The 23,779-nt window shown below is 40.9% G+C and carries 21 protein-coding genes and 3 pseudogenes; 7 read left to right on the top strand and 17 right to left on the bottom strand.

From position 1 onward, the window contains the following. Positions 1-9: 9 nt before the first annotated feature. The 9 genes from N5909_RS06970 to recJ all read right to left on the bottom strand — a co-directional run bounded on the left by N5909_RS06970 (position 10) and on the right by recJ (position 11,885). Positions 10-615, bottom strand: a complete 606-nt coding sequence (locus N5909_RS06970; protein ID WP_271631037.1) for a nitroreductase family protein — start codon at positions 613-615, stop codon at positions 10-12. A 174-nt stretch (positions 616-789) separates the two neighbouring features. After that, a complete protein-coding gene (locus N5909_RS06965) occupies positions 790-1,644 on the bottom strand; it encodes a metallophosphoesterase family protein (protein WP_261116863.1) in 855 nt (284 codons plus the stop codon). Further along, complete coding sequence (uvrC, locus tag N5909_RS06960; protein WP_271631036.1) at positions 1,634-3,481, bottom strand: excinuclease ABC subunit UvrC; 1,848 nt, start codon at positions 3,479-3,481, stop codon at positions 1,634-1,636. The genes N5909_RS06965 and uvrC overlap by 11 nt, the downstream gene beginning before the upstream one ends. A 38-nt stretch (positions 3,482-3,519) precedes the next feature. Continuing rightward, positions 3,520-4,221, bottom strand: coding sequence for a M57 family metalloprotease (locus tag N5909_RS06955; protein ID WP_033682082.1), 702 nt, complete (start codon positions 4,219-4,221; stop codon positions 3,520-3,522). A gap of 78 nt (positions 4,222-4,299) precedes the next feature. After that, positions 4,300-5,532, bottom strand: coding sequence for a peptidoglycan bridge formation alanyltransferase MurN (gene murN, locus N5909_RS06950; RefSeq protein WP_033682081.1), 1,233 nt, complete (start codon positions 5,530-5,532; stop codon positions 4,300-4,302). A gap of 4 nt (positions 5,533-5,536) precedes the next feature. Further along, entirely contained in the window at positions 5,537-6,763 is a 1,227-nt protein-coding gene (locus N5909_RS06945) for an aminoacyltransferase (RefSeq protein WP_271631035.1), read from the bottom strand. A 218-nt stretch (positions 6,764-6,981) separates the two neighbouring features. Further along, positions 6,982-7,761, bottom strand: coding sequence for an alpha/beta hydrolase (locus N5909_RS06940; protein ID WP_271631034.1), 780 nt, complete (start codon positions 7,759-7,761; stop codon positions 6,982-6,984). A 66-nt stretch (positions 7,762-7,827) separates the two neighbouring features. Next, positions 7,828-9,489, bottom strand: a complete 1,662-nt coding sequence (locus tag N5909_RS06935) for a ribonuclease J (protein WP_271631033.1) — start codon at positions 9,487-9,489, stop codon at positions 7,828-7,830. Positions 9,490-9,662: 173 nt separating this feature from the next. Beyond that, on the bottom strand, positions 9,663-11,885 hold the full coding sequence (recJ, locus tag N5909_RS06930; RefSeq protein ID WP_271631032.1) for a single-stranded-DNA-specific exonuclease RecJ: 2,223 nt from the start codon (positions 11,883-11,885) through the stop codon (positions 9,663-9,665). Positions 11,886-12,061: 176 nt separating this feature from the next. On the opposite strand from recJ, the gene N5909_RS06925 reads away from it, so the two are divergent. The 5 genes from N5909_RS06925 (at position 12,062) to N5909_RS06905 (ending at position 16,425) form a co-directional block, all read left to right on the top strand. Further along, positions 12,062-12,820 carry an amino acid ABC transporter ATP-binding protein gene (locus tag N5909_RS06925; RefSeq protein ID WP_024057567.1) on the top strand — a complete coding sequence of 253 codons (759 nt, stop codon included), beginning with the start codon at positions 12,062-12,064 and terminating at the stop codon, positions 12,818-12,820. Positions 12,821-12,830: 10 nt separating this feature from the next. Further along, positions 12,831-13,625, top strand: coding sequence for a transporter substrate-binding domain-containing protein (locus N5909_RS06920; protein WP_271631031.1), 795 nt, complete (start codon positions 12,831-12,833; stop codon positions 13,623-13,625). A gap of 12 nt (positions 13,626-13,637) precedes the next feature. Beyond that, on the top strand, positions 13,638-14,315 hold the full coding sequence (locus N5909_RS06915) for an amino acid ABC transporter permease (RefSeq protein ID WP_000131135.1): 678 nt from the start codon (positions 13,638-13,640) through the stop codon (positions 14,313-14,315). Between the two features lie 9 nt (positions 14,316-14,324). Then, entirely contained in the window at positions 14,325-14,984 is a 660-nt protein-coding gene (locus N5909_RS06910) for an amino acid ABC transporter permease (protein WP_000443889.1), read from the top strand. 250 nt (positions 14,985-15,234) lie between these two features. Further along, entirely contained in the window at positions 15,235-16,425 is a 1,191-nt protein-coding gene (locus N5909_RS06905; RefSeq protein WP_271631030.1) for an oxidoreductase, read from the top strand. A gap of 37 nt (positions 16,426-16,462) precedes the next feature. Here N5909_RS06905 and N5909_RS06900 read toward each other — a convergent pair whose 3' ends face one another. From N5909_RS06900 to N5909_RS06890, 3 genes are all read right to left on the bottom strand, one after another. Beyond that, a complete protein-coding gene (locus tag N5909_RS06900) occupies positions 16,463-17,482 on the bottom strand; it encodes a YdcF family protein (RefSeq protein ID WP_271631029.1) in 1,020 nt (339 codons plus the stop codon). 68 nt (positions 17,483-17,550) lie between these two features. Then, positions 17,551-17,988 (bottom strand): Rrf2 family transcriptional regulator, encoded by a 438-nt coding sequence (locus N5909_RS06895; protein ID WP_033682073.1) that lies wholly within the window; start codon positions 17,986-17,988, stop codon positions 17,551-17,553. 75 nt (positions 17,989-18,063) lie between these two features. Next, positions 18,064-18,906: a metallophosphoesterase family protein gene (locus N5909_RS06890; RefSeq protein WP_033682072.1), complete on the bottom strand. Its 843-nt coding sequence runs from the start codon at positions 18,904-18,906 to the stop codon at positions 18,064-18,066. 284 nt (positions 18,907-19,190) lie between these two features. Between N5909_RS06890 and N5909_RS09765 the strand changes: the two are divergent. Next, positions 19,191-19,378: pseudogene (locus N5909_RS09765) on the top strand (hypothetical protein). Between the two features lie 65 nt (positions 19,379-19,443). Beyond that, entirely contained in the window at positions 19,444-21,387 is a 1,944-nt protein-coding gene (gene thrS, locus N5909_RS06885; RefSeq protein WP_033682071.1) for a threonine--tRNA ligase, read from the top strand. Positions 21,388-21,538: 151 nt separating this feature from the next. On the opposite strand, the gene N5909_RS06880 is transcribed toward thrS, so the two are convergent. The 5 genes and pseudogenes from N5909_RS06880 to N5909_RS06860 form a co-directional block, all read right to left on the bottom strand. Then, positions 21,539-22,588 (bottom strand): DUF389 domain-containing protein, encoded by a 1,050-nt coding sequence (locus tag N5909_RS06880; RefSeq protein WP_271631028.1) that lies wholly within the window; start codon positions 22,586-22,588, stop codon positions 21,539-21,541. Continuing rightward, positions 22,585-22,908 (bottom strand): potassium channel family protein, encoded by a 324-nt coding sequence (locus N5909_RS06875; RefSeq protein WP_001253404.1) that lies wholly within the window; start codon positions 22,906-22,908, stop codon positions 22,585-22,587. Before N5909_RS06875 ends, N5909_RS06880 begins: the two co-directional genes overlap by 4 nt. Before the next feature lie 13 nt (positions 22,909-22,921). Further along, entirely contained in the window at positions 22,922-23,263 is a 342-nt protein-coding gene (locus N5909_RS06870; RefSeq protein WP_000397556.1) for a hypothetical protein, read from the bottom strand. Continuing rightward, positions 23,188-23,421: pseudogene (locus N5909_RS06865) on the bottom strand (TMEM175 family protein); the annotation flags it as partial. The gene N5909_RS06870 and the pseudogene N5909_RS06865, both read right to left, overlap by 76 nt. Further along, a pseudogene (locus tag N5909_RS06860) lies at positions 23,420-23,779 on the bottom strand (DUF389 domain-containing protein); the annotation flags it as partial. The pseudogenes N5909_RS06860 and N5909_RS06865, both read right to left, overlap by 2 nt.

Here is a 23,779-nt window from a genome sequence, read left to right as displayed (position 1 = left end):
TTCTTCTTTCTATCTTTTCTCGATGATTTCATCTACTGGCAAGCGGTAGCTTGGTTCCAATTTTTCGTCTGTGTAACCCACTGTAATCAAGAGTTTTGGGCGGAAACGGTCTTCGATGTCCAAAACTTCATTGATTTTTGATTTGTCAAAACCAAGAATCAGATTTGATCCGATTCCTTGGTCTGTAAGAGCGAGAACCAAGTTCATAGCAACCAAACCTGCATTGAGGGCTAGGTAGTCGCTGATTTGTTGTTCATTGTAACGCGCAAACTCTGCTGGAAGATTTTTCATAAAGTACTGAAGTTGTTCTTCTGAGAAGTTCTTTGCTCCACCAACACGAGCAATCTTGCGAGCACGTTTAGCCAAATCTGTGTCAGTAAACAAGGCAATAGTTACAGGCGCTGATGATACCTGTTCAAAGTTTGAACCGTAGGCCAATTTTGCTAGTTCGGCATTTTTCTCACGCACCACTACAAATTTCCAAGGCTGGCTGTTGTGGGCACTTGGTGCCAAGGTCGCAATTTCGATAGCCGTACGCACATCTTTTGGATCAACTGGCTTATCAGTGAACTGCTTAGTCGCATGACGTTTTTTATTTAATTCAAGAAATTTCATAATCGATTTCCTTTTCTAATTCTACTGCTTCCATTCTACCATATTTTGAAAGAGCTTGCAGAGATTTTTCATAGAAACAAACTGCAGCAAAAATAAGAAACAAAATGAAGCCCATCATTTAAATCAGGGACTCCCCTCATCCAGTTCCAACTATTTTTCAGCTGCTTAAAGAAACTAGTCTATCTTATATTCTGACTTTATAGCCTCCAAGAAATCTTTCACATCCTCTACATACCCATGCTTTTCTATTAAGCTTGCTAAGAGTTCCAGATTGTGCCCCTGATAGTTGTCTTCTCGTCGTAGCTCTTCATACATTTCGATAAAAGGAAGCCCCTTGGATTTGGCCAATTCTAACTCCGCTTCATAGTCATAAGCGACTTTACGAAATAGGATATTTACCAATTCCCCATCTTCAACTTCTATCACGGTATACTGGGCACGGTGATTTTTTAACGCCTCCCAATCAAAATAAGGCATACCAATCGAACCTGGATTGATGATTTGTTGCCCCTGACTTCCATAACGAAGCAATTGCTTGTGAACATGACCATAGACTGCCACGTCCGTTTCCTCATCTAGCAGTTGGTCAAATTTTTCTGTATCATTCCCAACCAACAAGTCACCCCCATAATTTTTGTCAGGTAAATTATGTGAGAGAGAAAAACGCAATCCCTCAACTTCTTTCTTTTCCAGCAAAGGCAAGCTTCGTAGCCAGACAATCGTTGCAGGATCCATTCGCTCCATCAAAAACTGGGTCATTCGCATTGACTGGATTTCTTGTGGATGTTCCAAACCATATTCACCATCCAAGGCCTCAAGGACACAATCATCCCAATTGCCTCGAACACTGGCTGTAATAGGAAGTTCCTTTAACAGAGCGACCAAGTCATTTGCACCTGGACCAGGGAGGAAAATGTCTCCCATAAGCCAGTATTCACTGACTCCTTGATTTTTAGCATCTGCAATTACTGCTTCTAAGGCTGTCGCATTGCCATGAATATCTGATAAAATTGCGATTTTATGGTTCATTGTGGTTTCCTTCCGTTTGGTAATCTACTCTATCTTCTGCCACTTGAGCCAACTCCACTTCTTCCTGCGAGTTCAACTTTCTTTGCACAGCCTCTGCTACTGCTCTTGGTACTCCAACTTCGACAATCTCATCCACACTGGCTTCCTTGATTTTGGTCAGAGACTTGAAATGCTTCATGAGATTTTGCTTGCGTTTAGGTCCCAGACCGTCAATCCCATCCAGTTGTGATGAAAAGGAGTTCTTGGAGCGCAGTTGGCGGTGAAAGGTGATGGCAAAGCGGTGCACCTCATCCTGAATGCGTTGGAGGAGGAAAAATTCCTGAGAATTGCGAGACAGCTCCACCACCCCAAGCGGATCTCCAAAGAGCAATTCATGGGTTTGGTGCTTGTCATTCTTTTGCAGACCAGCAATGGGAATATCCAAACCCAGCTCTTCTTGGATGACTTGCTTGGCAATATTGACTTGACCTTGTCCCCCATCAATGACAATCAAGTCTGGCGGGGTTAAGCCCTCACGTTGAACTCGACCATAACGCCTGCGAATGACCTCTCGCATACTGGCATAGTCGTCTGGTCCAACCACAGTCTTGATTTTATACTTACGGTAATCCTTTTTACTGGGTTTTCCGTTGACAAAGACCACCATAGCCGAAACAGGACTGGTTCCCATAATATTGGAGTTATCGAAGGACTCAATGCGAACTGGTGTTGGGATTTGGAGCAAGCGTCCTAGATTTTCAATTGCACCCTGAGTCTTTTCGACAGATTTTTCTAGTAGATTGAACTTCTGCTCCAGACTAACACGAGCATTTTTTATGGCTAGATTGACCAGCTGTTTTTTCTCTCCACGCTGGGGTTTGAGAATCTTGGTATCTACCAAGGCCTTAACGGCTTCTTCATCGATATCCTGCGGAATCAGCACCTCATTGGGAACTAGGTGAGATTTTTCTTGATAAAATTGTCCCACATAGGTTAAGAAGTCCTCGTCCGGATCATTGTAGTAGGGGAAAAGATTGACATCGCGCTCAATGAGCTTGCCCTGACGGACAAAGAAAACCTGCACACACATCCAGCCCTTGTCCACATAGTAGCCAAAGACATCCCGATTTTGGAGATCCTTAGCCATGACCCGTTGCTTAGTTCGAAGCGTTCCAATGGCTTGAATTAGGTCACGGTATTCCGCCGCACGTTCAAACTCCATAGCCTGGGCTGCCGTTGCCATCTTTCCCTTGAGGTCATCAATAATTTTGTCATCTTGCCCTTTTAGGAAATCAGAAACCTCCTGAGCCATGGACTTGAAATAGGCCTCATCTTTCTTACAGATGGTGTGGGCCATACATTGTCCGATATGGTAGTAAAAACAGACCTTAGATGGTGGATTGGTACACTTACGAAAAGGGAAAATCCTATCCAGCAACCGCTTGATTTCATTGGCCGCCCCCACGTCTGGATAAGGTCCAAAGTAGAGACCTCCGTCCTTTTTAACCTGACGGGTGATAATCAAACGAGGATAGCGCTCATTAGTGATTTTGATGAAAGGATAAGATTTATCATCCTTAAGCATGATATTGTACTTGGGCTTATTTTCCTTGATCAGATTGATTTCCAGGAGAAGTGCCTCAATATTAGACTCCGTAACGATAAACTCAAAATCCACAATCTCAGACACTAGAGCCTCTGTCTTAGTATCATGACTTCCGCGGAAATAGGACCTCACGCGGTTACGCAGATTTTTAGCCTTTCCTACATAGATAATGGTGCCGTTTTTGTCCTTGTGAATGTAGCAACCAGGGCTGGTCGGCAAGAGCTCTAGTTTTGATTTAATCAAGTTATTCATAATTCCATTATAGCAAAAAAGTAGGGAAAGATAGTCCCCTACTCATTGGTCTCATATAATTTTCGAAGCCTTTCAACATCCTCTTCCTGGATACCATAAAAGGAACCCGCAGGTTGCATGACAGACTTCTCATCTGTATGGTCCAAGCCAATCGCATGCCCCAACTCATGTTCTGCCGTATGAACGATGCGCTCATAGGAATAACCATAGTCAGGATTGGACAGATAATAATGATTCAGGCGCACCGTTACAGACAAGAATTGCCCCGTCAAGAGATTGGTCTGACTTTCAGCCTCTCCTGCCACAGGAGTACCTCCGTCATTCATCTCCGTAGCCAAGATATCTGCCTTGCTGGACTCGGTGACAATTTCAAAGTTAAAAGCACCCGTTTGATTCCAATTCTGGATTGCTTCTACATAAGCCTCTTGAAAGTGTGAATCCATCTGGGGATCTAGGTAAATACGAGCAGAAGCCTGCGGCCACCTTCCTTCAGAGTGTTGGTGGCTATCTGTCTGATTTAACTTAGGCAGTTGCCCTGTTTTTCCCCATTGGTCGATACTTTGTTGACCAATTTTTACTGACCGTTCTGCTTGCTTTAGCGCTCCTTGAAAATCCCCGTTCAGATACCATAGAAGTCCGAAAGCAAGAGCACATAAGAGCACGACTATCCAAACCAGGCGCCAAAACAAACGCCACACAAAAGAAAAGAAAGCCCCTATCAAACGAAAAATCCAGCGCATATCTCTCCACCTTTCTAGCAAATAAAGTCTATTTTACTAAAACAAGCTGAAAGAAAGCTAAATACTGACTTTTTCATCTTAACGTCCTACTATTTTTTTGAGTAATTGAATAGCTTTGTATTTTAAAGGCGATGGATGATAACGGAAAGTACCTGCTTTGCGTACAATATAGCCATTAAAATTTTGTTTAAAACGCAAAACACCATCACTTCCATCAAAAATCCCTTGAATGCCTAGGAAGTTGTATTTAGGTATTCCACGTTTTATGCTTTCCAACATAACATATTTTTGAAGCAGTGCAGGGGCATAGAATTTATTAAACTCAGTGTAGGAGCCACTAAAGAGATAAGTCGTTTCCTGAGGCATATAAACAAATAAACTTCCGGCTAAAACAATATCTTCTTCCCCATATTTTTCAATCAAGTCTCGCGCTTCTGCTTTTCGAACTTCAAAAGTTTCAAATTGACTCGAATATTCTCTCAGTTGATTTTGTTTTTTCTCAGAATGAGGATTTTTACTCAAATCAATTCGCAACTTGTCCACTATTTCTTCTAGTTTACTTTGCTCACCTTGCAATTTACTCAAATATTCCGAAAAATTCAAGGTTGCTATGAGAAACTCAGCTTCTTCTCCAAAAGCATCATAAAAATGCTCATAATATTCTAAACTTTTATCACTATATTCTCTACGTTCAGAGGTTTCTTTTGTGATATTCTTAAAAATTGATAGCTCTTCACGTTTTAACTTTTTCAACCGAATACCAAAGGTTTCAGCCTTTTTCACCAAAGGCTTCCCTTTTTTACTAAAACTTTTAAGTAAATTCTTTTCAGTTAAATCAGTCAAATCCTTATAATATAACCAATTCGGTTCCCCACCTGGATATCCTGTTGTCAATCCATCAAATTGATAACCTAAATCAGTCAAACCTTGAATAATACTTTTTTTCTCAGCATCTATTGGATTACCTTGGCTATCAAAAGTTTGATAAGTTTCATAAGGTTTTACAAGCAACTCTAATACACCATTTTGCTTGGCATATTCTTTTAATTCCGCATAAAAAACTGGAAGGGCATCTTGTTGAGTATAAATCGGCCCCGAATTGAGCTCCATATGCAGACCACCTAGCATGGGCAAACTATAAACCAGAGCTGCAACTTGAATTTCTCCTTCTTTTCTTAAAGCAAGATAAACAATTTGAGCCCCTCTTTTTTCTAGCAAATCACCCATCTGGACAGATTGCATAAAGGAACAAGAAGAAACCTGATCAGAATAAGTCTGAAACTCTTCTTTCGTGAGTGTTGTTAGTGCCATATACTTACTTTCTATGTTTTTTTCTTAATGTTTTACGAAGTTGATAAAAATAGTTAGCCAAATGATACAAAAAATTTACTGGCAGAGTGAACTCTCCAATATATTCTTGGACAACGGGACTAAAGTTAGATTTAAAATCAGTCAATCCATCATCTAAAGTACCTTCAACACCTCCCATATTAGCCCAAATTTTACCATCTTTATACGATTCCTCAAACACTTTTGTATAAAGAACATATTGAGGGTAAAACTTTTTAAACCTATCATCCATTCCAGCATAGAGCATTTCAAGTGTATTACCAAATGACACAGAAAGTATCCCAGCTATAACTATTTCTTTTGGATATTGTTGAACAAGTTCTTCAAACTCTACAATATATTTTTCAATAGATTTTTCCTGCTGTTTTAGTTTGGTTAGACGCTTTTTTTGATGCTCGCCTGTTTCAGCTAAATCTTTTTTTATCTGGGACAACTGATCCTTATACTTTATCAGGCGATCCGAAAGATTAATCTTCGCTAGATGTAAATAGGCAGCATCTCCATAAATTTCCATTAATCTTTGAAAATATTCCTGATTACGAAGTGAAACATTCTTCCGACGCTCTGTGAAAGATATAACAGTCTCAAAATTTGATATATCAGATAAAGTACCTCTATATGTAACAACACCTCTGTTTATAGCATCTTTCATTAACCTCTTAGTATGCTTCGGAAAATCTAAATCCCCCCCTTCTTTAAGAATTTTATTAGCCTGATAACGTGGTTGTATCGTTTCAGACATAGCTATAGTTCTACCAGACCATTGACAATTAGCATCTTTTAAGTTTTGAATAGCTTCTACAGATAGTTTATTCTCAGAAAATTCTGCAGAAGATTGGTCAATAGGATATTGTTTTAGAATCAGAGCTGGGTCAAACTTTATAAAAACTGACCGTCTACAAGACCCAAATTGTTTTAAACTTCTCATCACAAATTTTACCAAATCTTTATCTTGATAATCCATAATTGGCCCTCTTGGAATATACATCATAGTGTAACCAAGTGGTAATCTTTTTATAAGAATACTTGCAACAGCTACCAATTCTCCATTTTTATAAAATCCTAATCGCTCATTTCCCCAATTATCTTTTATTTTTGCCCAAGAACTACTCTGTAATAAATTAACTTGTGGATGTTGAATAACAAATGCATCATGTTCTTGTTCAGAAATCCCTATTTTATAATCAAACATTTATATACCTTTCTCGTAATAATTACTTTACTTATAGCGTTCATCCTACTACTTCTCAGTCATATACTACGTAAATATTCACTTGGATAATAATTTTCTTGATAAAATTCTCTCTTACAACTATTATCTTTATACTATTTTACTACTTTCACTTAAAAAGTCTAGTGAAAACAAATTTTCATTTCATTTTGAAATATTTAAGTGATTATTGTCAAAAATTATCCTAATCTCTCTTCTAATTTAAAATCGATTGGCAGAGTTGCTAAGAACCGTTCCAATTGTTTTTCCCAATAATACCACTCATGCGTTCCAGCGCTATGGCTATAGGTCACATCAAAGCCTAGTTTTTTGAGGTTTTTTACTACTAGATTATTAGCTTCGTACAAGAAATCCTGCTCGCCACACCAAGCCCAAAGCTTGGTCTTTTTATCCGATTTTTTAGCCAGACTTTCTAGAGAATAGGGACTAGCTGTCCAGTCTTTAATCTCCCCAAAAACACCTCTCCAGTATGCTGGCGTTCCCAGATCTTGGCTTTCAGGAGAAAAATCTTGAAAGCTAAGGGCGCCTGAGAAGCTAGCTGCATAAGAAAAACGATTTGTAGCAAGAGCCAGTTTGAAACAGCCATAGCCCCCCATAGAGAGACCAGCGATAAAGGTCTTTTCACGTTTACTAGTCATATTAGGGAAGAAACGTTTCAAAACCTGTGGTAATTCCTCTGCTAGAGCTGTGTAATAGTCAAAACCATACTGGGTATCGGTGTACCAACCGTTGCTGGTATTGGGCATGACGACGATGAGATTGGTTCCTCGAAGCAAGCGTTCTACGTTAGTCCGCTTAAGCCAACTATTATGATTGCCAGACATCCCGTGCAAGAGGTACAAGACGGGAATGTCTTTACAATCTGGTTCTTCCACTCGATTAGCATCAGGGTAGAGGACATTAACCCCCCACTCCATATCCAAAACTTGTGAGTAATACTCAATTTTCATTACTGCCATAATTTTTCCTCTATTTTTCTATAAGAAAAAGCCGACATTCGACTTTCTCTCTGTTTATTTCAACGATTATTTTGCTTCCATGACTACTGGTAAAATAGCTGGACGACGCTTGGTTTGATCAAAGAGATACTTGGTCAGATTATCCCGAACCTTCCCTTTAAGATCTGCCCAGTCAAAGTCATCTCCTTGAAGATAGTCTTCTACCGTTTGGTTAATCAATTCTGAACTTTCACGAAGAATATCACGACTCTTCTTGAGATAAACAAATCCACGCGTGTGAACACGGGCCTTGGCTACAATTTTCTTCTCACGACGGTTAACGGTAATTGCGACGATGAAAATTCCATCCTCTGACAAGACCTTACGGTCACGAAGGACCACATTACCAACATCACCAATGGCATTTCCGTCAATCAAGACATCCCCTGCCGAAACCGCTCCAGCTGGGACAAAGTCTCCATTCTCATAGGCCATGCTGGTTCCCTTCTTAGGGATGAAAATGCGTTCTGGCAACATTCCAACCGCCATAGCTGCCTTAGCATGGGCATCCAACTCACGGTATTCCCCTTGAATTGGGAAGAGATACTTGGGTTGCAATAGATTGATCATCAACTGTAAATCACGCGCATTTCCATGCCCTGACACGCGCAAGCTTTGGGTGATCAATTTGACAACCCCGCCAGCTTGGTAAATCATGTTTTCCACACGCGCCATGACTGCTTCTTTGGCGATAGACGGAGTGGTCACAATATAAACTAGGTCACCGTCCTTGATTTCCACATAACGGTGGCGACCAATCGACATCTTGCGAAGACCGTTGATAGGCTCACCCATACGACCTGTCTCAAGGATGATCAACTCACGATCCTCAAAGCGAGACATGTCTTTCGGTTTAATCAAAAGACTCTCGTTAGCTAGAGACAATTTCTTGAGGCGAATAGCAGTGCGGACGATATTTTCAATATCAAATCCAGTCAAGACCACACGGCGGCCTGTTGCATCTGCAGCATCAAACACCTGCTGGATACGAGAAAGGTTGCTGGCTACTGCTGCGACGATGATACGACCATCCCAATCTGCAATGGTTTGAGTAATCTCGTCCCCAACTTCACTTTCGCTAGCCACCTGGATATTGCTATCTGCATTAGCTGAATCACTGAGAAGTGCTAGAACACCATCACGACCGATTTCTGCCAAACGAGCAAAATCCGTCGCATAGGATTCGCTAGCTGTCTGGTCAAACTTGAAGTCCCCTGTATAAACGATGCTACCTTCAGCTGTTTTCAGGACTATTCCCAAACTTTCTGGGATAGAGTGAGTTGTACGGAAGAAGGAAACCACAGTCCCTCCAAAGTCGATCTCTGTATCTTCATCAATCACATGGAAGTCATTGAATTTCTTAACCGTATCATTTCCTTTGACAAAGAGTTTGGCCAACTCAATGGTCAACTCAGAACCAAACACAGGCACCTTGGCTTCAGCCAAGAGATAAGGCAGGGCACCAATGGCATCCGCATGTCCGTGGGTCAAAAAGACCCCGGCGATACGATCGCTATTTTCAAAAAGGTAGTCCATATTTGGAATGACGACATCAACACCTAGTTGTTCATTTTCAGGGTATTTAAGCCCAGCATCCAAAACAAAAATAGAACCATCGATTTCAGCGATGTACATATTTTTCCCATTTTCTCGTACACCACCTAGTGTTGTTAAACTAATATTACTCATTTTCCCTCCGAAACTTCATTTATCTTGATTATAGGGTGAATTTACCCTCTTATTCTAAAAGTTCTAAAACTTCCAGCCGAATCTTTTCCTACCATTATACCATTTTTTTGATGATTTTCAAAATGAAGATTTGTTTTCAAAAAAGAGCTGGTTTCCCAACTCTTTCCTATGATCTACTCTTTTTCCATTAAAAAGTCATAAATTTCTTGCACGGTACCCAGCGCCATCATTTCTTGATCTTTGACGATTTGTTTGAGATTTTGGTAAATCTGACTTTCTCCGATTTCCCGCTTTGGTGCCTCTTTATTGACTGCCATGACACCATCTTTGATGGTCACAAAGCCTAGCTCTTCAAACACTTGAATCATCTTGACCAGCAAGATTTGTTGGATATTGAGATAAGCAGCCAAATCCTTCAGTTTGTAGCGAATATCAAACTCTGGGAACTGGTAGATGGTCTTGTACAATTTTGCAAACTGCTCTCTAGTCCCATACCCTGTCAGATAGTAGGCCTTATCAATATCATTCTTGAAATAGACAGCGGAAAAATTCTGTTTCTGAAAAATGGTCTTCAGCTGAGTAATATCCTCTGGAACGGTTTTTACAACCACAGCTTCGCTATCTACTAAATCTGGTAGTTCCCCAGCAAAATCCAAGACTGGAACTCCCTCTGGCAAGACTGCATTCTTCCCACGGATGTTAAAAAGTTGAACACCCTCCACACGCGCATCCACCATCATCAACTGGAGGGCAGTTTGGCCATTCCATTGGTTGACAGACAATTTGACTGCCAGCTCTAGATTCTTGGTTTGAGAAAACTCTGTTGCCCATCTACCTTGGCCAAAGGCTACCACTTCAAAACTCGCTTCACCTTTGGAAATTTTCAACTTGAGATGAGCATTGCCTGCCCCCATAGTACGGGCACTTTCGACCTGAAAATCCTTTATATAAAAGATAGGTTTCTGATTGTCCATGCCAAAGGGAGCTAAACGTTCAAAACTTTTAACCGTTTCCAAGCTAAGTGTCTCCAAATCCAATTCTTCATCTAGATTTAACTTGTTCTTACCACCAGCATCTGCACCTTTTTCACGGACATAATCTTCTAATACTTGAGATAAATCTGAAAGTTTCTCAACTTCCAGCGTCATGCCAGCTGCGCCAGCATGGCCACCGAAAGCGATAAAGAGGTCGCGATGAGGATCCAGAGCCTCAAAAATATCCACTGCTTCCACACTACGAGCACTACCCTTGGCACGACCGTCTTCTATATTAAGTACAATGACTGTCTGCCCCAATTCTTCCAACAAACGACCAGCCACGATTCCTAGAACCCCAGGATTCCAGCCTTCCTTGGCCAATACTTGGACTTTCTTCTCAGGATCCACCATGGTCTTGGCTTCTTCATAGATAGACTGGACGATCTCCTTGCGCTCTTCGTTTTTCTGATGAATCATAAGGGCAATCTCATGCGCCTCCTCATCATCAAATCCAGTCAACAAATCAATGGCAGGATTGGGATCATCCAACCGCCCCAAGGCATTCAAACGAGGGGCAATCTGGAAACCAACCGTTTCTTCTGTTACTTCATTGGAAGCAATCCCAGCCATGTCCAACATTTCTTGTAAACCAATGCGCTGAGTATGGCCCAACATTTCCAGACCATACTGAACCAAGATACGGTTCTCATCCGTCAAACTCACCATATCTGCAATGGTACCAATAGCGACCAAATCAAGCAATTCCACTTGCACTTCTTCTAACAGGGCACAAGCCAACTTGAAAGCCACTCCACAACCAGCCAAATATTTGAAAGGATAGTCCGCATCCGGATGCTCAGGATGGACAATAGCATAGGCATCTGGTAAGGTTTCAGGCATGGAATGGTGGTCAGTCACAATGACATCTACTCCCATAGACTGGGCCAATTCAATAGCCTCGTGACCCGCAATCCCATTATCCACCGTCACAATCAAGGAAATTCCTTCTTGCTCGATAAAATATTTGTAAACACTGGCATTCGGTCCATAGCCGTCGGTAAAACGATTGGGCAGATAAACCCGGCACTCAGCACCAAGCTGTTCCAAACTTTCCTTCACAATAGATGCCGAGGTCATGCCATCCGCATCGTAGTCTCCATAGATGAGGATATTTTCCCCTTCTTCAATAGCCTGACGAATCCGTTCCACTGCCTTGTCCATATTATGGAGCAGATAAGGATCATGCAAGTCCTCCAAGGAAGGTTCTAAAAACTTCTTCAGACTTTCTTGGTCCTGAATCCCTCTCTCAAACAATAACCGAGCCACCTCAGGACCCAGCCCAGCCTTCTTGGCTATCTTTGTAAAATCCGCATCTTCTACCTGCGGGGCAAACTGCCATTCATAAGTAGGTGTTATCAAAAAGACATCCACTCTTTCTAAGAATTCTATTGCTTCATTATAACATGATTTAGACTTTTTCTCTATCCTGATTGCTTTGTACGAAAATTTTACTAACTTTTTTCTGATATGATTTGACAAGATAAATCTTTTGGTGTAGAATCATGTTATAAAATCTAACACAAAGGAGATTCCTTATGGCTTTAGTAGAATTTGAACACGTCGAAAAATATTACGGAGACTACCATGCACTCCGCGACATCAATCTCCGTTTTGAAAAAGGGCAAGTTGTTGTTCTCCTAGGCCCTTCTGGTTCTGGGAAGTCCACTCTTATCCGCACCATCAATGGTTTGGAGGCTGTAGACAAAGGAAGTCTTCTAGTAAATGGTCACCAAGTTGCTGGTGCCAGTCAGAAAGATTTGGTTCCGCTTCGTAAGGAAGTCGGCATGGTTTTCCAGCATTTCAACCTCTATCCGCACAAAACAGTGTTAGAAAACGTAACACTCGCACCTATAAAAGTTCTAGGAATTGATAAAGAAGAAGCTGAAAAAACAGCCCAAAAATACCTAGAATTTGTAAATATGTGGGACAAAAAAGATTCTTATCCGGCCATGCTATCTGGTGGACAAAAACAACGAATTGCCATCGCACGTGGCCTCGCTATGCATCCGGAACTCCTCCTCTTTGATGAACCAACATCTGCCCTTGATCCTGAAACCATCGGCGATGTTCTAGCAGTTATGCAAAAATTAGCCCACGATGGTATGAATATGATTGTCGTTACCCATGAAATGGGCTTTGCCCGTGAAGTTGCTGACCGTATCATCTTTATGGCTGATGGAGAAGTGTTGGTGGATACGACAGATGTTGATGACTTTTTCGACAATCCAAGCGAACCTCGTGCCCAACAATTCCTCAGCAAAATCATCAACCATGAAAGTGACAAAGTCAAATAAGGAGGCGCCTATGAAAAAAAAATTCTTTTTATCCGCATTATTGATCAGCCTTTTCGGACTTGCTGCTGCAAAACCAGTTCAGGCTGATACCAGTGTCGCAGCTATTCAAAAGAGAGGCGAGCTAGTTGTCGGTGTGAAACAAGACGTTCCCAATTTTGGTTACAAGGATCCCAAGACAGGAACCTATTCTGGTATTGAAACCGACTTGGCCAAGATGGTAGCAGATGAGCTTAAGGTCAAGGTTCGCTATGTACCTGTTACAGCGCAAACTCGTGGACCCCTCCTAGATAATGAACAGGTCGATATGGATATCGCAACCTTCACCATCACAGACGAACGCAAAAAACTCTACAACTTCACAAGCCCCTACTACACGGACGCTTCTGGCTTTTTGGTCAATAAATCTGCAAAAATCAAAAGTATTGAGGACCTAAACGGAAAAACCATCGGTGTTGCCCAAGGTTCCATTACCCAACGCCTGATTACCGAGCTCGGTAAAAAGAAAGGCCTGACCTTTAAATTCGTCGAACTTGGCTCCTACCCAGAATTGATTACTTCTTTACACGCTCATCGAATTGATGCCTTTTCCGTTGACCGTTCTATCCTATCTGGCTACATCAGTAAGCGGACAGAACTACTAGATGATAGTTTCAAGCCATCTGACTACGGTATCGTTACTAAGAAATCAAATACAGAGCTCAACGACTATCTCGATAACTTGGTCACTAAATGGAGCAAGGATGGTAGTTTGCAAAAACTCTATGACCGTTACAAGCTCAAACCATCTAGCCATACTGCAGATTAAGGAGGATACCCCATGACAGATTTATCATCTTGGACAGCCTATTTTCAGGATTTTGGACAATTTTTCAATGGTTTCCTCTTCACCCTTGCCCTAGCGATTGGATCCTTTATCCTAGCCATGGTTTTAGGCATCTTCTTCGGAGCTATGTCGACCAGTAAACGTCCAATTTTGCGCATTTTAGCTCGTATCTTTGTCGAATTTTATCAAAATACTCCCCTCTTGGTGCAGTTTGTTATCGTTTTTTATGGTTTGCCTCTTATTAGTGACCATATCATCATGATTCCGATTTATTGGACAGCTGTACTCTGTGTAGGACTCTATCACGGTGCCTATATCGCTGAGGTTATTCGCTCAGGTATTCAGTCTATTCCTAGCGGTCAGATGGAGGCCGCCTTGTCACAAGGTTTTACCTATATCAGTGCCATGCGTTTGATTATCTTGCCTCAAGCTTTCCGTATTATCCTCCCTCCTTTGACCAACCAAATCGTCAACCTCATCAAGAATACCTCTACAGTCGCTATCATCTCTGGAGTTGATTTGATGTTTGTGACTAAGTCTTGGTCAGCTCTTAACGGAAACTACATTCCAGCCTTTCTAGGTGCTGCCCTTCTCTACTTTGCTCTTTGCTTCCCTGTTGCCCAGTTTGGTCGCAAGATGGAGCAAGCTAACAAAAAAGCCTATTCGCTTTAGGAGGTTACTATGGAATCCATTTTAGAAGTTTTAACCCCAGATAACCTAGTCTTTATCTTTAAAGGATTTGGCTTGACCCTCTACATTTCTCTAATTGCCATCGTCCTCTCTACCCTTATCGGGACAGTGCTAGCCGTCATGAGAAATGGGAAAAATCCTGTCTTACGCATCATCTCCAGCATTTATATCGAGTTTGTACGTAACGTTCCCAACCTTCTCTGGATTTTCACTATCTTTTTAGTTTTCAAAATGAAATCCACACCGGCAGGAATCACTGCCTTCACTCTCTTTACATCAGCGGCTCTAGCTGAGATTATTCGAGGCGGTCTCAATGCTGTGGACAAGGGGCAATACGAAGCAGGAATGTCACAAGGCTTCACCTCAGCCCAAATCCTCTACCACATCATTCTCCCACAAGCTATCCGTAAAATGTTGCCAGCCATCATTTCTCAGTTTGTAACCGTGATTAAGGATACCAGTCTTCTCTACTCTGTTATCGCCCTACAAGAACTCTTTGGAGCCAGCCAAATTCTCATGGGACGTTATTTCGAACCAGAGCAAGTGTTTAGTCTTTATATCCTGATTGCCCTCATCTACTTCAGCTTTAACCTAGCCATTTCTAGCTTGTCTCATATGCTAGCCAAACGTTGGCAACAAGCTGCAGAATAATACTCTTCGAAAATCAAATTCAAACCACGTCAGCTTCACCTTGCCGTACTCAAGTACAGCCTGCGTCTAGCTTCCTAGTTTGCTCTTTGATTTTCATTGAGTATAAACAGCCACTCTCCAGTTAAATTGGAGAGTTTTTTTGATGAGAGTAGATATTTATAGAACTCAATTTGACACTATACTTTTTCTATGATAAACTGTAACAAATTTATTTACAACAAATTGAAATATAAATGAAATGGAATTTTTTATGAAATCACTCAAAGGAATACTCTTTATCATAGCTAGTTTTGTCTTGACTATTTTGACTTGGATGAACACTTCTCCCCAATTCATGATTCCAGGACTAGCTTTAACAAGCCTATCTCTGACCTTTATCCTAGCCACTCGTCTCCCACTACTAGAAAGCTGGTTTCACGGTTTGGAGAAGGTCTATACTGTCCACAAATTCACAGCCTTTCTCTCCATCATCCTACTCATCTTTCATAACTTCAGTATGGGCGGTTTGTGGGGCTCTCGTTTAGCTGCTCAATTTGGCAACCTTGCCATCTATATCTTTGTCAGTATCATCCTTGTCGCCTATTTAGGCAAATACATCCAATACGAAGCTTGGCGATGGATTCACCGCCTGGTTTACCTAGCCTATATTTTTGGACTCTTTCATGTCTACATGATGATGGGCAATCGTCTCCTTACATTTAATCTACTAAGTTTTCTTGTTGGTAGCTATGCCCTTTTAGGCTTGCTAGCTGGTTTTTATATCATTTTTCTATATCAAAAGATTGGCTTCCCCTATCTAGGGAAAATTACCAACCTCAAACGCTTGAATCACGATACTAGGGAAATTCAAATCCATCTTAGCAGACCTTTCAACTATCAATCAGGACAATTTGCATTTCTAAAGATTTTCCAAGAAGGCTTTGAAAGTGCTCCGCATCCCTTTTCTATCTCAGGCGGTCACGACCAAACTCTTTACTTTACTGTTAAAAATTCAGGTGACCATACCAAGAATATCTATGACAATCTTCAAGTCGGCAGCAAAGTAAGCGTAGATAGAGCTTACGGACACATGATTATAGAAGAAGGACGAGAAAATCAGGTTTGGATTGCTGGAGGTATTGGAATCACCCCCTTCATCTCTTACATCCGTGAACATCCTATTTTGGATAAACAGGTTCACTTCTACTATAGCTTCCGTGGAGAAGAAAATGCAGTCTATCTGGATTTGCTCCGTGACTATGCTCAGAAAAACCCTAATTTTGAACTCCATCTAGTCGACAGTAGGAAAGACGGCTATCTTAATTTTGAACAAAAAGAAGTACCCGAACAGGCAACCATCTATATGTGTGGTCCCCTTTCTATGATGAAATCACTTGCTAAACAGATTAAGAAACAGAATCCCAAAGCAGAACTTATTTACGAAGGATTCAAGTTCAAATAAAAATTGCTCTCCATTTAGTGAAGAGCAATTTTTATGTCTACCAAATAACCCCTTTATAGGCTAGCAAAATGATAGCTAATATAGGAACATAAAAGGCAAGGAAGAGCCATTTCATTTTGACACATAGAGCCACGTACTCCCGAATAAAAGCAGATGGTATGTAGTAGCCGGCTGTCCTACATCCGAGTCCATCTCCCTTCATATTTAACTTACGAGCATAGGTACTAGTACGAAAGACATGATAGTCATTTGTAACAAAGAGGAAACACGGATTTTCAACCAATTGTTCTCCTATTTCTTTTGAAAACAATAAATTTTCATAGGTTGTTCTGGACTTGTCTTCAAGAAGAACAAATTCCTTGTTTACATCTGTCTCTTCTAAAATATAGTTATAAATGGCCTGCGCTTCAGAAATTTTTTCATCTGCTCCTTGACCACCACTGGCAATAATTTTTATGTTAGAATTTTTAGACTTGTGGTAAGCTTCTACTGCCTTATCAATTCTCCTCTTTAGCAAAGGTGTTACCTTTTCTCCGCCTAATAAACCAGCACCGTGAATGATAATAAAATCATAATGCTTCTTCTTAGGAATAAAGAGATATAAAATAGAGTACAACATAAAACCCACGAAAGCAAAACCAAAAATAAAGTAAGAATAAACGATTAATACAAATAAAATGTTTAGAAAGTGATGTGTATAAAATAATTCATTTCGATTTCCTAATCGAAATGAAATCAAGGGAAAAAATACCAAAATGACTATTCCAAAAAGCGTTGAGAGATAATTGGCTTTTGAACGTCCCTCTCGCTTCAGTAGGATAACACCATTATAGATTAAAAAGATACCACTCAAAAAAATCAGAAACGGGAGTAAAACAAAGGCAACTACATAAAAAGCTAACTGAACATTCTCATACCCATTTTTATAAAAAAGGTGGGATAGAGAAATATAACTTGAAATGAGGGATAATAAAAATAATACTGGATTCCACAAACTTCTGTTATCTTTCCAAAATGACACTATAAAGGCTAATACAATTCCTATAACGAGATACATTTTTTCCTCCTTTAATAACTACATTTTATCATAATTATCCGGCGTAAAAAAGAGGGCATCCATCCCTCTTACTCCTTCATTTGACTCTCTGCATCAGCCACGACTTGCTCTATACTGGTCTGACCAAGTTCAGCCTCCATAGCCAGCTGGATTTTCTCCAATTTTTGATCCAAAACATCATGAATATGAGCTCCGACCGGGCAATTTGGATTTGGATTGTCATGGAAACTGAAGAGTTGACCGGTCTTACCAAGACACTCAACCGCTTGATAAACATCTAAAAGACTAATGTCCTTGAGGTCCTTGACAATCTCTGTTCCCCCTGTTCCACGCGCTACTGAAATCAGCTCTGCCTTCTTCAACTGGGACAAGGTCTTTCTGATAATGACAGGATTGACCCCGACACTAGCAGCCAGAAAATCACTGGTCACCTTGCTTTCCTTCCCCTCGAGGGCAATGATTATCAGCATATGAGTCGCAATGGTAAATCTACTTGGAATTTGCATCCTCTTCTCCTTTTTGCGAGGCTCCCCTGCCTCTACTCTTCTTTTTCTTTTATTATACCCTTTTTAGTTGTAATGTCAATCATTACCACTTTTCAACCAAGCATCTAACTCCCTATCGTAGCCCTCTTTCTGGGCTAATTTTCTCAAAAATTCCTGATTGTGAGTATGGTGGATACCATTGACCAGACTTTCATAGTAAACCTCAAAATAGGGAAGTTTGAGATCTTTAGCCAGTTGTAACTCAGCTGCTACATCGTAGTCTACCCGTCGGAAGTCCATATCTACCAAGCCCTTGTCATCAAACTCTAAAATCATATACTGGGCCCGCAAATCCTTCCGCAACCGAGCATCTAGAAAGAAAGGTTGCCCAATCGAACCTGGATTAACAATCAATTGTCCACCAGTACCATAACGAAGCAACTGCTGGTGAATATGACCATAAACAGCAATATCACAAGGCGGATTGGTCACCAAGCGGTCAAAGTCCTCTTGTGCTCCAGTATGAATCAACTCACGCCCCCAATTCTTATCAGGAAGATGGTGGCTAATTCCTACCGTCAAATCACCAAACTGACGATGGAGCTGGAGAGGTTGATTGTGGAGTATTTCAATTTCTTCTAGGGAAATTTCCTCTAAAACATACTGGCACTGGCGCAAGAGATAGCGTTGACTGGGACGAGTACTATCCAATTCCTTTCGGACACCATGCCACAGACTATCTTCCCAGTTTCCCAAAACTCTAGCTGTGATCGGTAGTTGAGCCAACAAGTCCAAAATCCTTCTACGCCCTGTTCCTGGCATGAGAATGTCTCCCAAAAGCCAGTATTCATCCACTCCTAGCTGCCGAGCATCTGCCAAAACAGCCTCCAAGGCGGTGGTATTTCCATGAATATCTGAAAGAATAGCTATTTTTGTCATTCTTTCTCCTCATTTCCTCTTATATATCTTTTTAATATTATAACAAAAAATACTGTTTAATAGTCACCTTTAACCCACTCTTACTTAATCCAGAACACTACTTTTATCAAGGTAAATTCCTACCAAAAAGATGATTTCTCATTACACCTAACAAAGCATAGCAGGCACTCTTTCAATGAAGAAAATTCAAAAAAATCTACAAAAATCTTGAAAATTTTCACAATCATGCTATAATAATCCATAGAGACAAGTCACTTAGTCCCTTTCTACTAGAGAGTGCGTGGTTGCTGGAAACGCATAGGAGGCCTAAACTGATACTACTCTTGAGTTTTTTATGAAAACATAAAACGGTGGCTACGTTAGAGCCAATCAGAGGTGTCCCTCTCTTTTGAGGTACATAAATGAAGGTGGAACCACGTTGCGACGTCCTTTCGAGGAGGTCGCTTTTTGTTTTTCTAGCTTTCACAATTAATTCTCTGTCCCTGTTTTCAGAATAGGGTTAACACATTCGTCAATAATATAAGTAAGGAGAACATCATGATTAACATTACTTTCCCAGATGGCGCTGTTCGTGAATTCGAATCTGGCGTTACTACTTTTGAAATTGCCCAATCTATCAGCAATTCCCTAGCTAAAAAGGCCTTGGCTGGTAAATTCAACGGCAAACTCATCGACACTACTCGTGCTATCACTGAAGATGGAAGCATTGAAATTGTTACACCTGATCACGAAGATGCCCTTCCAATCTTGCGTCACTCAGCTGCTCACTTGTTCGCCCAAGCAGCTCGTCGCCTTTTCCCAGACATTCACTTGGGAGTTGGTCCAGCTATCGAAGACGGTTTCTACTACGATACTGACAATACTGCTGGTCAAATCTCTAACGAAGACCTTCCTCGTATCGAAGAAGAAATGCAAAAAATTGTCAAAGAAAACTTCCCATCTATTCGTGAAGAAGTGACTAAAGATGAAGCCCGTGAAATCTTCAAGAACGACCCTTACAAGTTGGAATTGATTGAAGAACACTCAGAAGACGAGGGCGGTTTGACTATCTATCGTCAGGGTGAATATGTGGACCTCTGCCGTGGACCTCACGTTCCATCAACAGGCCGTATCCAAATCTTCCACCTTCTCCATGTGGCAGGTGCTTATTGGCGTGGAAATAGCGACAACGCTATGATGCAACGTATCTACGGTACAGCTTGGTTTGACAAGAAAGACTTGAAAAACTACCTTCAAATGCGTGAAGAAGCCAAAGAACGTGACCACCGTAAACTTGGTAAAGAGCTTGACCTCTTCATGATTTCACAAGAGGTTGGTCAAGGACTTCCATTCTGGTTGCCAAATGGTGCGACTATCCGTCGTGAATTGGAACGCTACATTGTCGACAAGGAGTTGGCTTCTGGCTACCAACACGTTTACACTCCACCACTTGCTTCTGTTGAGCTTTACAAGACTTCCGGTCACTGGGATCATTACCAAGAAGACATGTTCCCAACTATGGACATGGGTGACGGGGAAGAATTCGTCCTTCGTCCAATGAACTGCCCGCACCACATCCAAGTCTTCAAACACCATGTTCACTCATACCGTGAGTTGCCAATCCGTATTGCCGAAATCGGTATGATGCACCGTTATGAAAAATCTGGTTCCTTGACTGGTCTTCAACGCGTACGTGAAATGTCACTCAACGACGGTCACCTCTTCGTTACTCCAGAGCAAATCCAAGAAGAATTCCAACGTGCCCTTCAGTTGATTATCGATGTTTATGAAGATTTCAACTTGAATGAATACCGCTTCCGTCTCTCTCTTCGCGACCCTCAAGATACTCACAAGTACTTTGACAACGATGAGATGTGGGAAAATGCCCAAACCATGCTTCGTGCAGCTCTTGATGAAATGGGCGTTGACTACTTTGAAGCCGAAGGTGAAGCAGCCTTCTACGGACCAAAATTGGATATCCAGGTTAAGACTGCCCTTGGTAAAGAAGAAACACTTTCTACTATCCAACTTGACTTCTTGCTTCCAGAACGCTTCGACCTCAAATACATCGGAGCTGATGGTGAAGAGCACCGTCCAGTGATGATTCACCGTGGGGTTATCTCAACTATGGAACGCTTCACAGCGATCTTGATTGAGAACTACAAGGGTGCCTTCCCAACATGGCTTGCACCACACCAAGTAACCCTCATCCCAGTATCTAACGAAAAACACGTGGACTACGCTTGGGAAGTAGCTAAGAAACTCCGTGACCGTGGGGTCCGTGCTGATGTGGATGAGCGCAATGAAAAAATGCAGTTCAAGATCCGTGCGTCACAAACCAGCAAGATTCCTTACCAATTAATCGTTGGAGACAAGGAAATGGAAGACGGAACTGTTAACGTTCGCCGCTATGGCCAAAAAGAAACACAAACTGTCTCAGTTGATGATTTTGTTCAAGCTATCCTTGCTGATATCGCTAACAAATCACGCGTTGAGAAATAAGAGACAAAACCTGGGATAAAATCCTAGCTAGCTAAAAAGCAACAACTATTTCAGCTGTTGCTTTTTTATATTTTATTTAACCTGAGCTAGTAGTGATTGGTCAAACTACCACACAAGATTTGCTTTCATGAGTTGGATAAGGTCAATATCCTCATTCCTTGTCTGCTTCATTTTCTTTTACGAGATCTTTTTGTGAATCTTTTTCAGAGAGTTTTTGATCGATATACTTGTTAATGGTTTCATAAAATTCCTTGGTCGTATCACTGTCTAATTTTGTCGAATTATGAACTTGATTGACTTTCAATTGAACAGATTGAATACCGTAAGAGGCTTGTTTTTGGTGGAGCGTTTCTAATTCTTCTTCTGAAATCGGATCTCCAACAACCGTCAAGACTAATTCATTGTTACTTGACTTGTAGACTTGATTAATAACCGTATAATTGGCGAACTCTTTTCCTACAAACTGTTTGATCCCTTCTTTGCGCGCTTGTTCTATTGTCAGAGTAACTGCCGAATAGCTAGCTGGAAGAATCAATAACACAATCAAGGATATCAACCCAATTCTCATTTTAATGTTTAACTCTTTAAATGAACTTAAGGGAGATTTTCTCATCATAATTCTTGTTCCAACAATGTTGATTAGCATGATAAAGACAAAGTTGATCAAGAAAAGATAGAGAGCGCCAAATAAAAATCGTACATTTCCATTAGCTAAACCGTAACCTGCAGTACAGATAGGTGGCATCAGAGCTGTTGCAATGGCTACTCCTGGCACGATATTGTTTGCTTCTTTTTTCCTTGAACCAATGAAACCTGCTATCCCACCAGCAATAGCAATTAAGACATCCCAAATCGTTGGAGAAGTTCGTGCAATCAACTCGCTACTTGCATAAGATAAGGGAGTAATCCAGAAATACAGAGTCGATACAAGTAAACTGACCAATACTTGAGTAAGTAAAACCTCTAGAGATTGCTTGATTAAACGAGTGTCAAAAATAGCTAAACCTAATCCTAGTCCAACAATCGGTGTCATAAGAGGGGAAATCAGCATGGCTCCAATAATGACAGCTGTTGAATTCACATTTAGGCCGATAGAGGCAATAAAAATCGCACACATCAAAATCGCTGTATCTCTCGATCTAACATGAAGGTCATCGTATAATTTCTCACGGTATTCCCGTGTTGAATAATTGGCAGTCATTTGTCCTCTCCTCTTTCCTTATTTAAATCGGTATAATAATTAATAATAACAGCTGATAAACAGCCAAAAAATATGAGCCCATAAATCGTCAAGAAGACACTGGTAATCCTTCCAATCAAGGTCACAGCTAGGAGATCCCCGTAGCCGACAGTCGTCGAAGTCACAAAAGCATACCAAAGACCGTCTCCGTAATTTGTGATAGCAGGTTCAACTAGGAAAAGCACGCCTCCTGACCCAAAAACAAAGGTCACAAAACTCAGAGCAAACCGAGTAAAACCCGTAACCTGTATAATATGCCATAACATTTTTAAACGTCTCATTTGTTCTCCTTATTCATACTAGCTCCTGACCGAGCCGTTTTTTCCAATAATCAAAGTGAAGATAGGACATGATCTCCATCAGAGAAAGATAGACAAACTGATAGATCTGATTTAAGCTGATTATCAACTGATATTGTTTGAAAAATGACTGGAAGAAAGACCAGATATGACTGTCTTGAATCAGTCCCTTCTTAACATCAGACAGGATATTAGCTAAAGCTCCCAAGGACTGAAACGGTAAATCCTTGACATTTATATAGATCCGGTCCACCACATCATTCAGACTGGTATCTTGGATGGCATGAAATTCTCCAAAGAGAACTCCTGCCGCTCCAAGAGTAGAAACAAATTCCACCAAATAATTTCTGAGGAAATTTTCTCAACCTTTTCCCATAATGTGTTTAGTGCCATCCATAACGATCCCAACCAGAAAAAGGAAAGAAAACAAGCAAAGAAATTTTGCCGTAAATCCCAAAAAGCTTCAAGACTTGGTGTTGTTGGTTTTTCTAACTTTTTTCCTTGAACCAATGAAACCTGCTATCCCACCAGCAATAGCAATTAAGACATCCCAAATCGTTGGAGAAGTTCGTGCAATCAACTCGCTACTTGCATAAGATAAGGGAGTAATCCAGAAATACAGAGTCGATACAAGTAAACTGACCAATACTTGAGTAAGTAAAACCTCTAGAGATTGCTTGATTAAACGAGTGTCAAAAATAGCTAAACCTAATCCTAGTCCAACAATCGGTGTCATAAGAGGGGAAATCAGCATGGCTCCAATAATGACAGCTGTTGAATTCACATTTAGGCCGATAGAGGCAATAAAAATCGCACACATCAAAATCGCTGTATCTCTCGATCTAACATGAAG

Origin of the sequence: Streptococcus gwangjuensis, assembly GCF_028156745.1 — a bacterium.
GTDB lineage: Bacteria > Bacillota > Bacilli > Lactobacillales > Streptococcaceae > Streptococcus > Streptococcus gwangjuense_A.
Note: the sequence above shows the minus strand (reverse complement) of the source record. Positions and strands in the feature narration are given on the sequence as shown.

Bases quoted from the DNA above. Each gene is read 5' to 3' on its own strand.
- N5909_RS06970 (WP_271631037.1), bottom strand. From the start codon at position 615: ATGAAATTTCTTGAATTAAATAAAAAACGTCATGCGACTAAGCAGTTC.
- N5909_RS06965 (WP_261116863.1), bottom strand. From the start codon at position 1,644: ATGAACCATAAAATCGCAATTTTATCAGATATTCATGGCAATGCGACA.
- uvrC (WP_271631036.1), bottom strand. From the start codon at position 3,481: ATGAATAACTTGATTAAATCAAAACTAGAGCTCTTGCCGACCAGCCCT.
- N5909_RS06955 (WP_033682082.1), bottom strand. From the start codon at position 4,221: ATGCGCTGGATTTTTCGTTTGATAGGGGCTTTCTTTTCTTTTGTGTGG.
- murN (WP_033682081.1), bottom strand. From the start codon at position 5,532: ATGGCACTAACAACACTCACGAAAGAAGAGTTTCAGACTTATTCTGAT.
- N5909_RS06945 (WP_271631035.1), bottom strand. From the start codon at position 6,763: ATGTTTGATTATAAAATAGGGATTTCTGAACAAGAACATGATGCATTT.
- N5909_RS06940 (WP_271631034.1), bottom strand. From the start codon at position 7,761: ATGGCAGTAATGAAAATTGAGTATTACTCACAAGTTTTGGATATGGAG.
- N5909_RS06935 (WP_271631033.1), bottom strand. From the start codon at position 9,489: ATGAGTAATATTAGTTTAACAACACTAGGTGGTGTACGAGAAAATGGG.
- N5909_RS06925 (WP_024057567.1), top strand. From the start codon at position 12,062: ATGGCTTTAGTAGAATTTGAACACGTCGAAAAATATTACGGAGACTAC.
- N5909_RS06920 (WP_271631031.1), top strand. From the start codon at position 12,831: ATGAAAAAAAAATTCTTTTTATCCGCATTATTGATCAGCCTTTTCGGA.
- N5909_RS06915 (WP_000131135.1), top strand. From the start codon at position 13,638: ATGACAGATTTATCATCTTGGACAGCCTATTTTCAGGATTTTGGACAA.
- N5909_RS06910 (WP_000443889.1), top strand. From the start codon at position 14,325: ATGGAATCCATTTTAGAAGTTTTAACCCCAGATAACCTAGTCTTTATC.
- N5909_RS06905 (WP_271631030.1), top strand. From the start codon at position 15,235: ATGAAATCACTCAAAGGAATACTCTTTATCATAGCTAGTTTTGTCTTG.
- N5909_RS06900 (WP_271631029.1), bottom strand. From the start codon at position 17,482: ATGTATCTCGTTATAGGAATTGTATTAGCCTTTATAGTGTCATTTTGG.
- N5909_RS06895 (WP_033682073.1), bottom strand. From the start codon at position 17,988: ATGCAAATTCCAAGTAGATTTACCATTGCGACTCATATGCTGATAATC.
- N5909_RS06890 (WP_033682072.1), bottom strand. From the start codon at position 18,906: ATGACAAAAATAGCTATTCTTTCAGATATTCATGGAAATACCACCGCC.
- thrS (WP_033682071.1), top strand. From the start codon at position 19,444: ATGATTAACATTACTTTCCCAGATGGCGCTGTTCGTGAATTCGAATCT.
- N5909_RS06880 (WP_271631028.1), bottom strand. From the start codon at position 22,588: ATGACTGCCAATTATTCAACACGGGAATACCGTGAGAAATTATACGAT.
- N5909_RS06875 (WP_001253404.1), bottom strand. From the start codon at position 22,908: ATGAGACGTTTAAAAATGTTATGGCATATTATACAGGTTACGGGTTTT.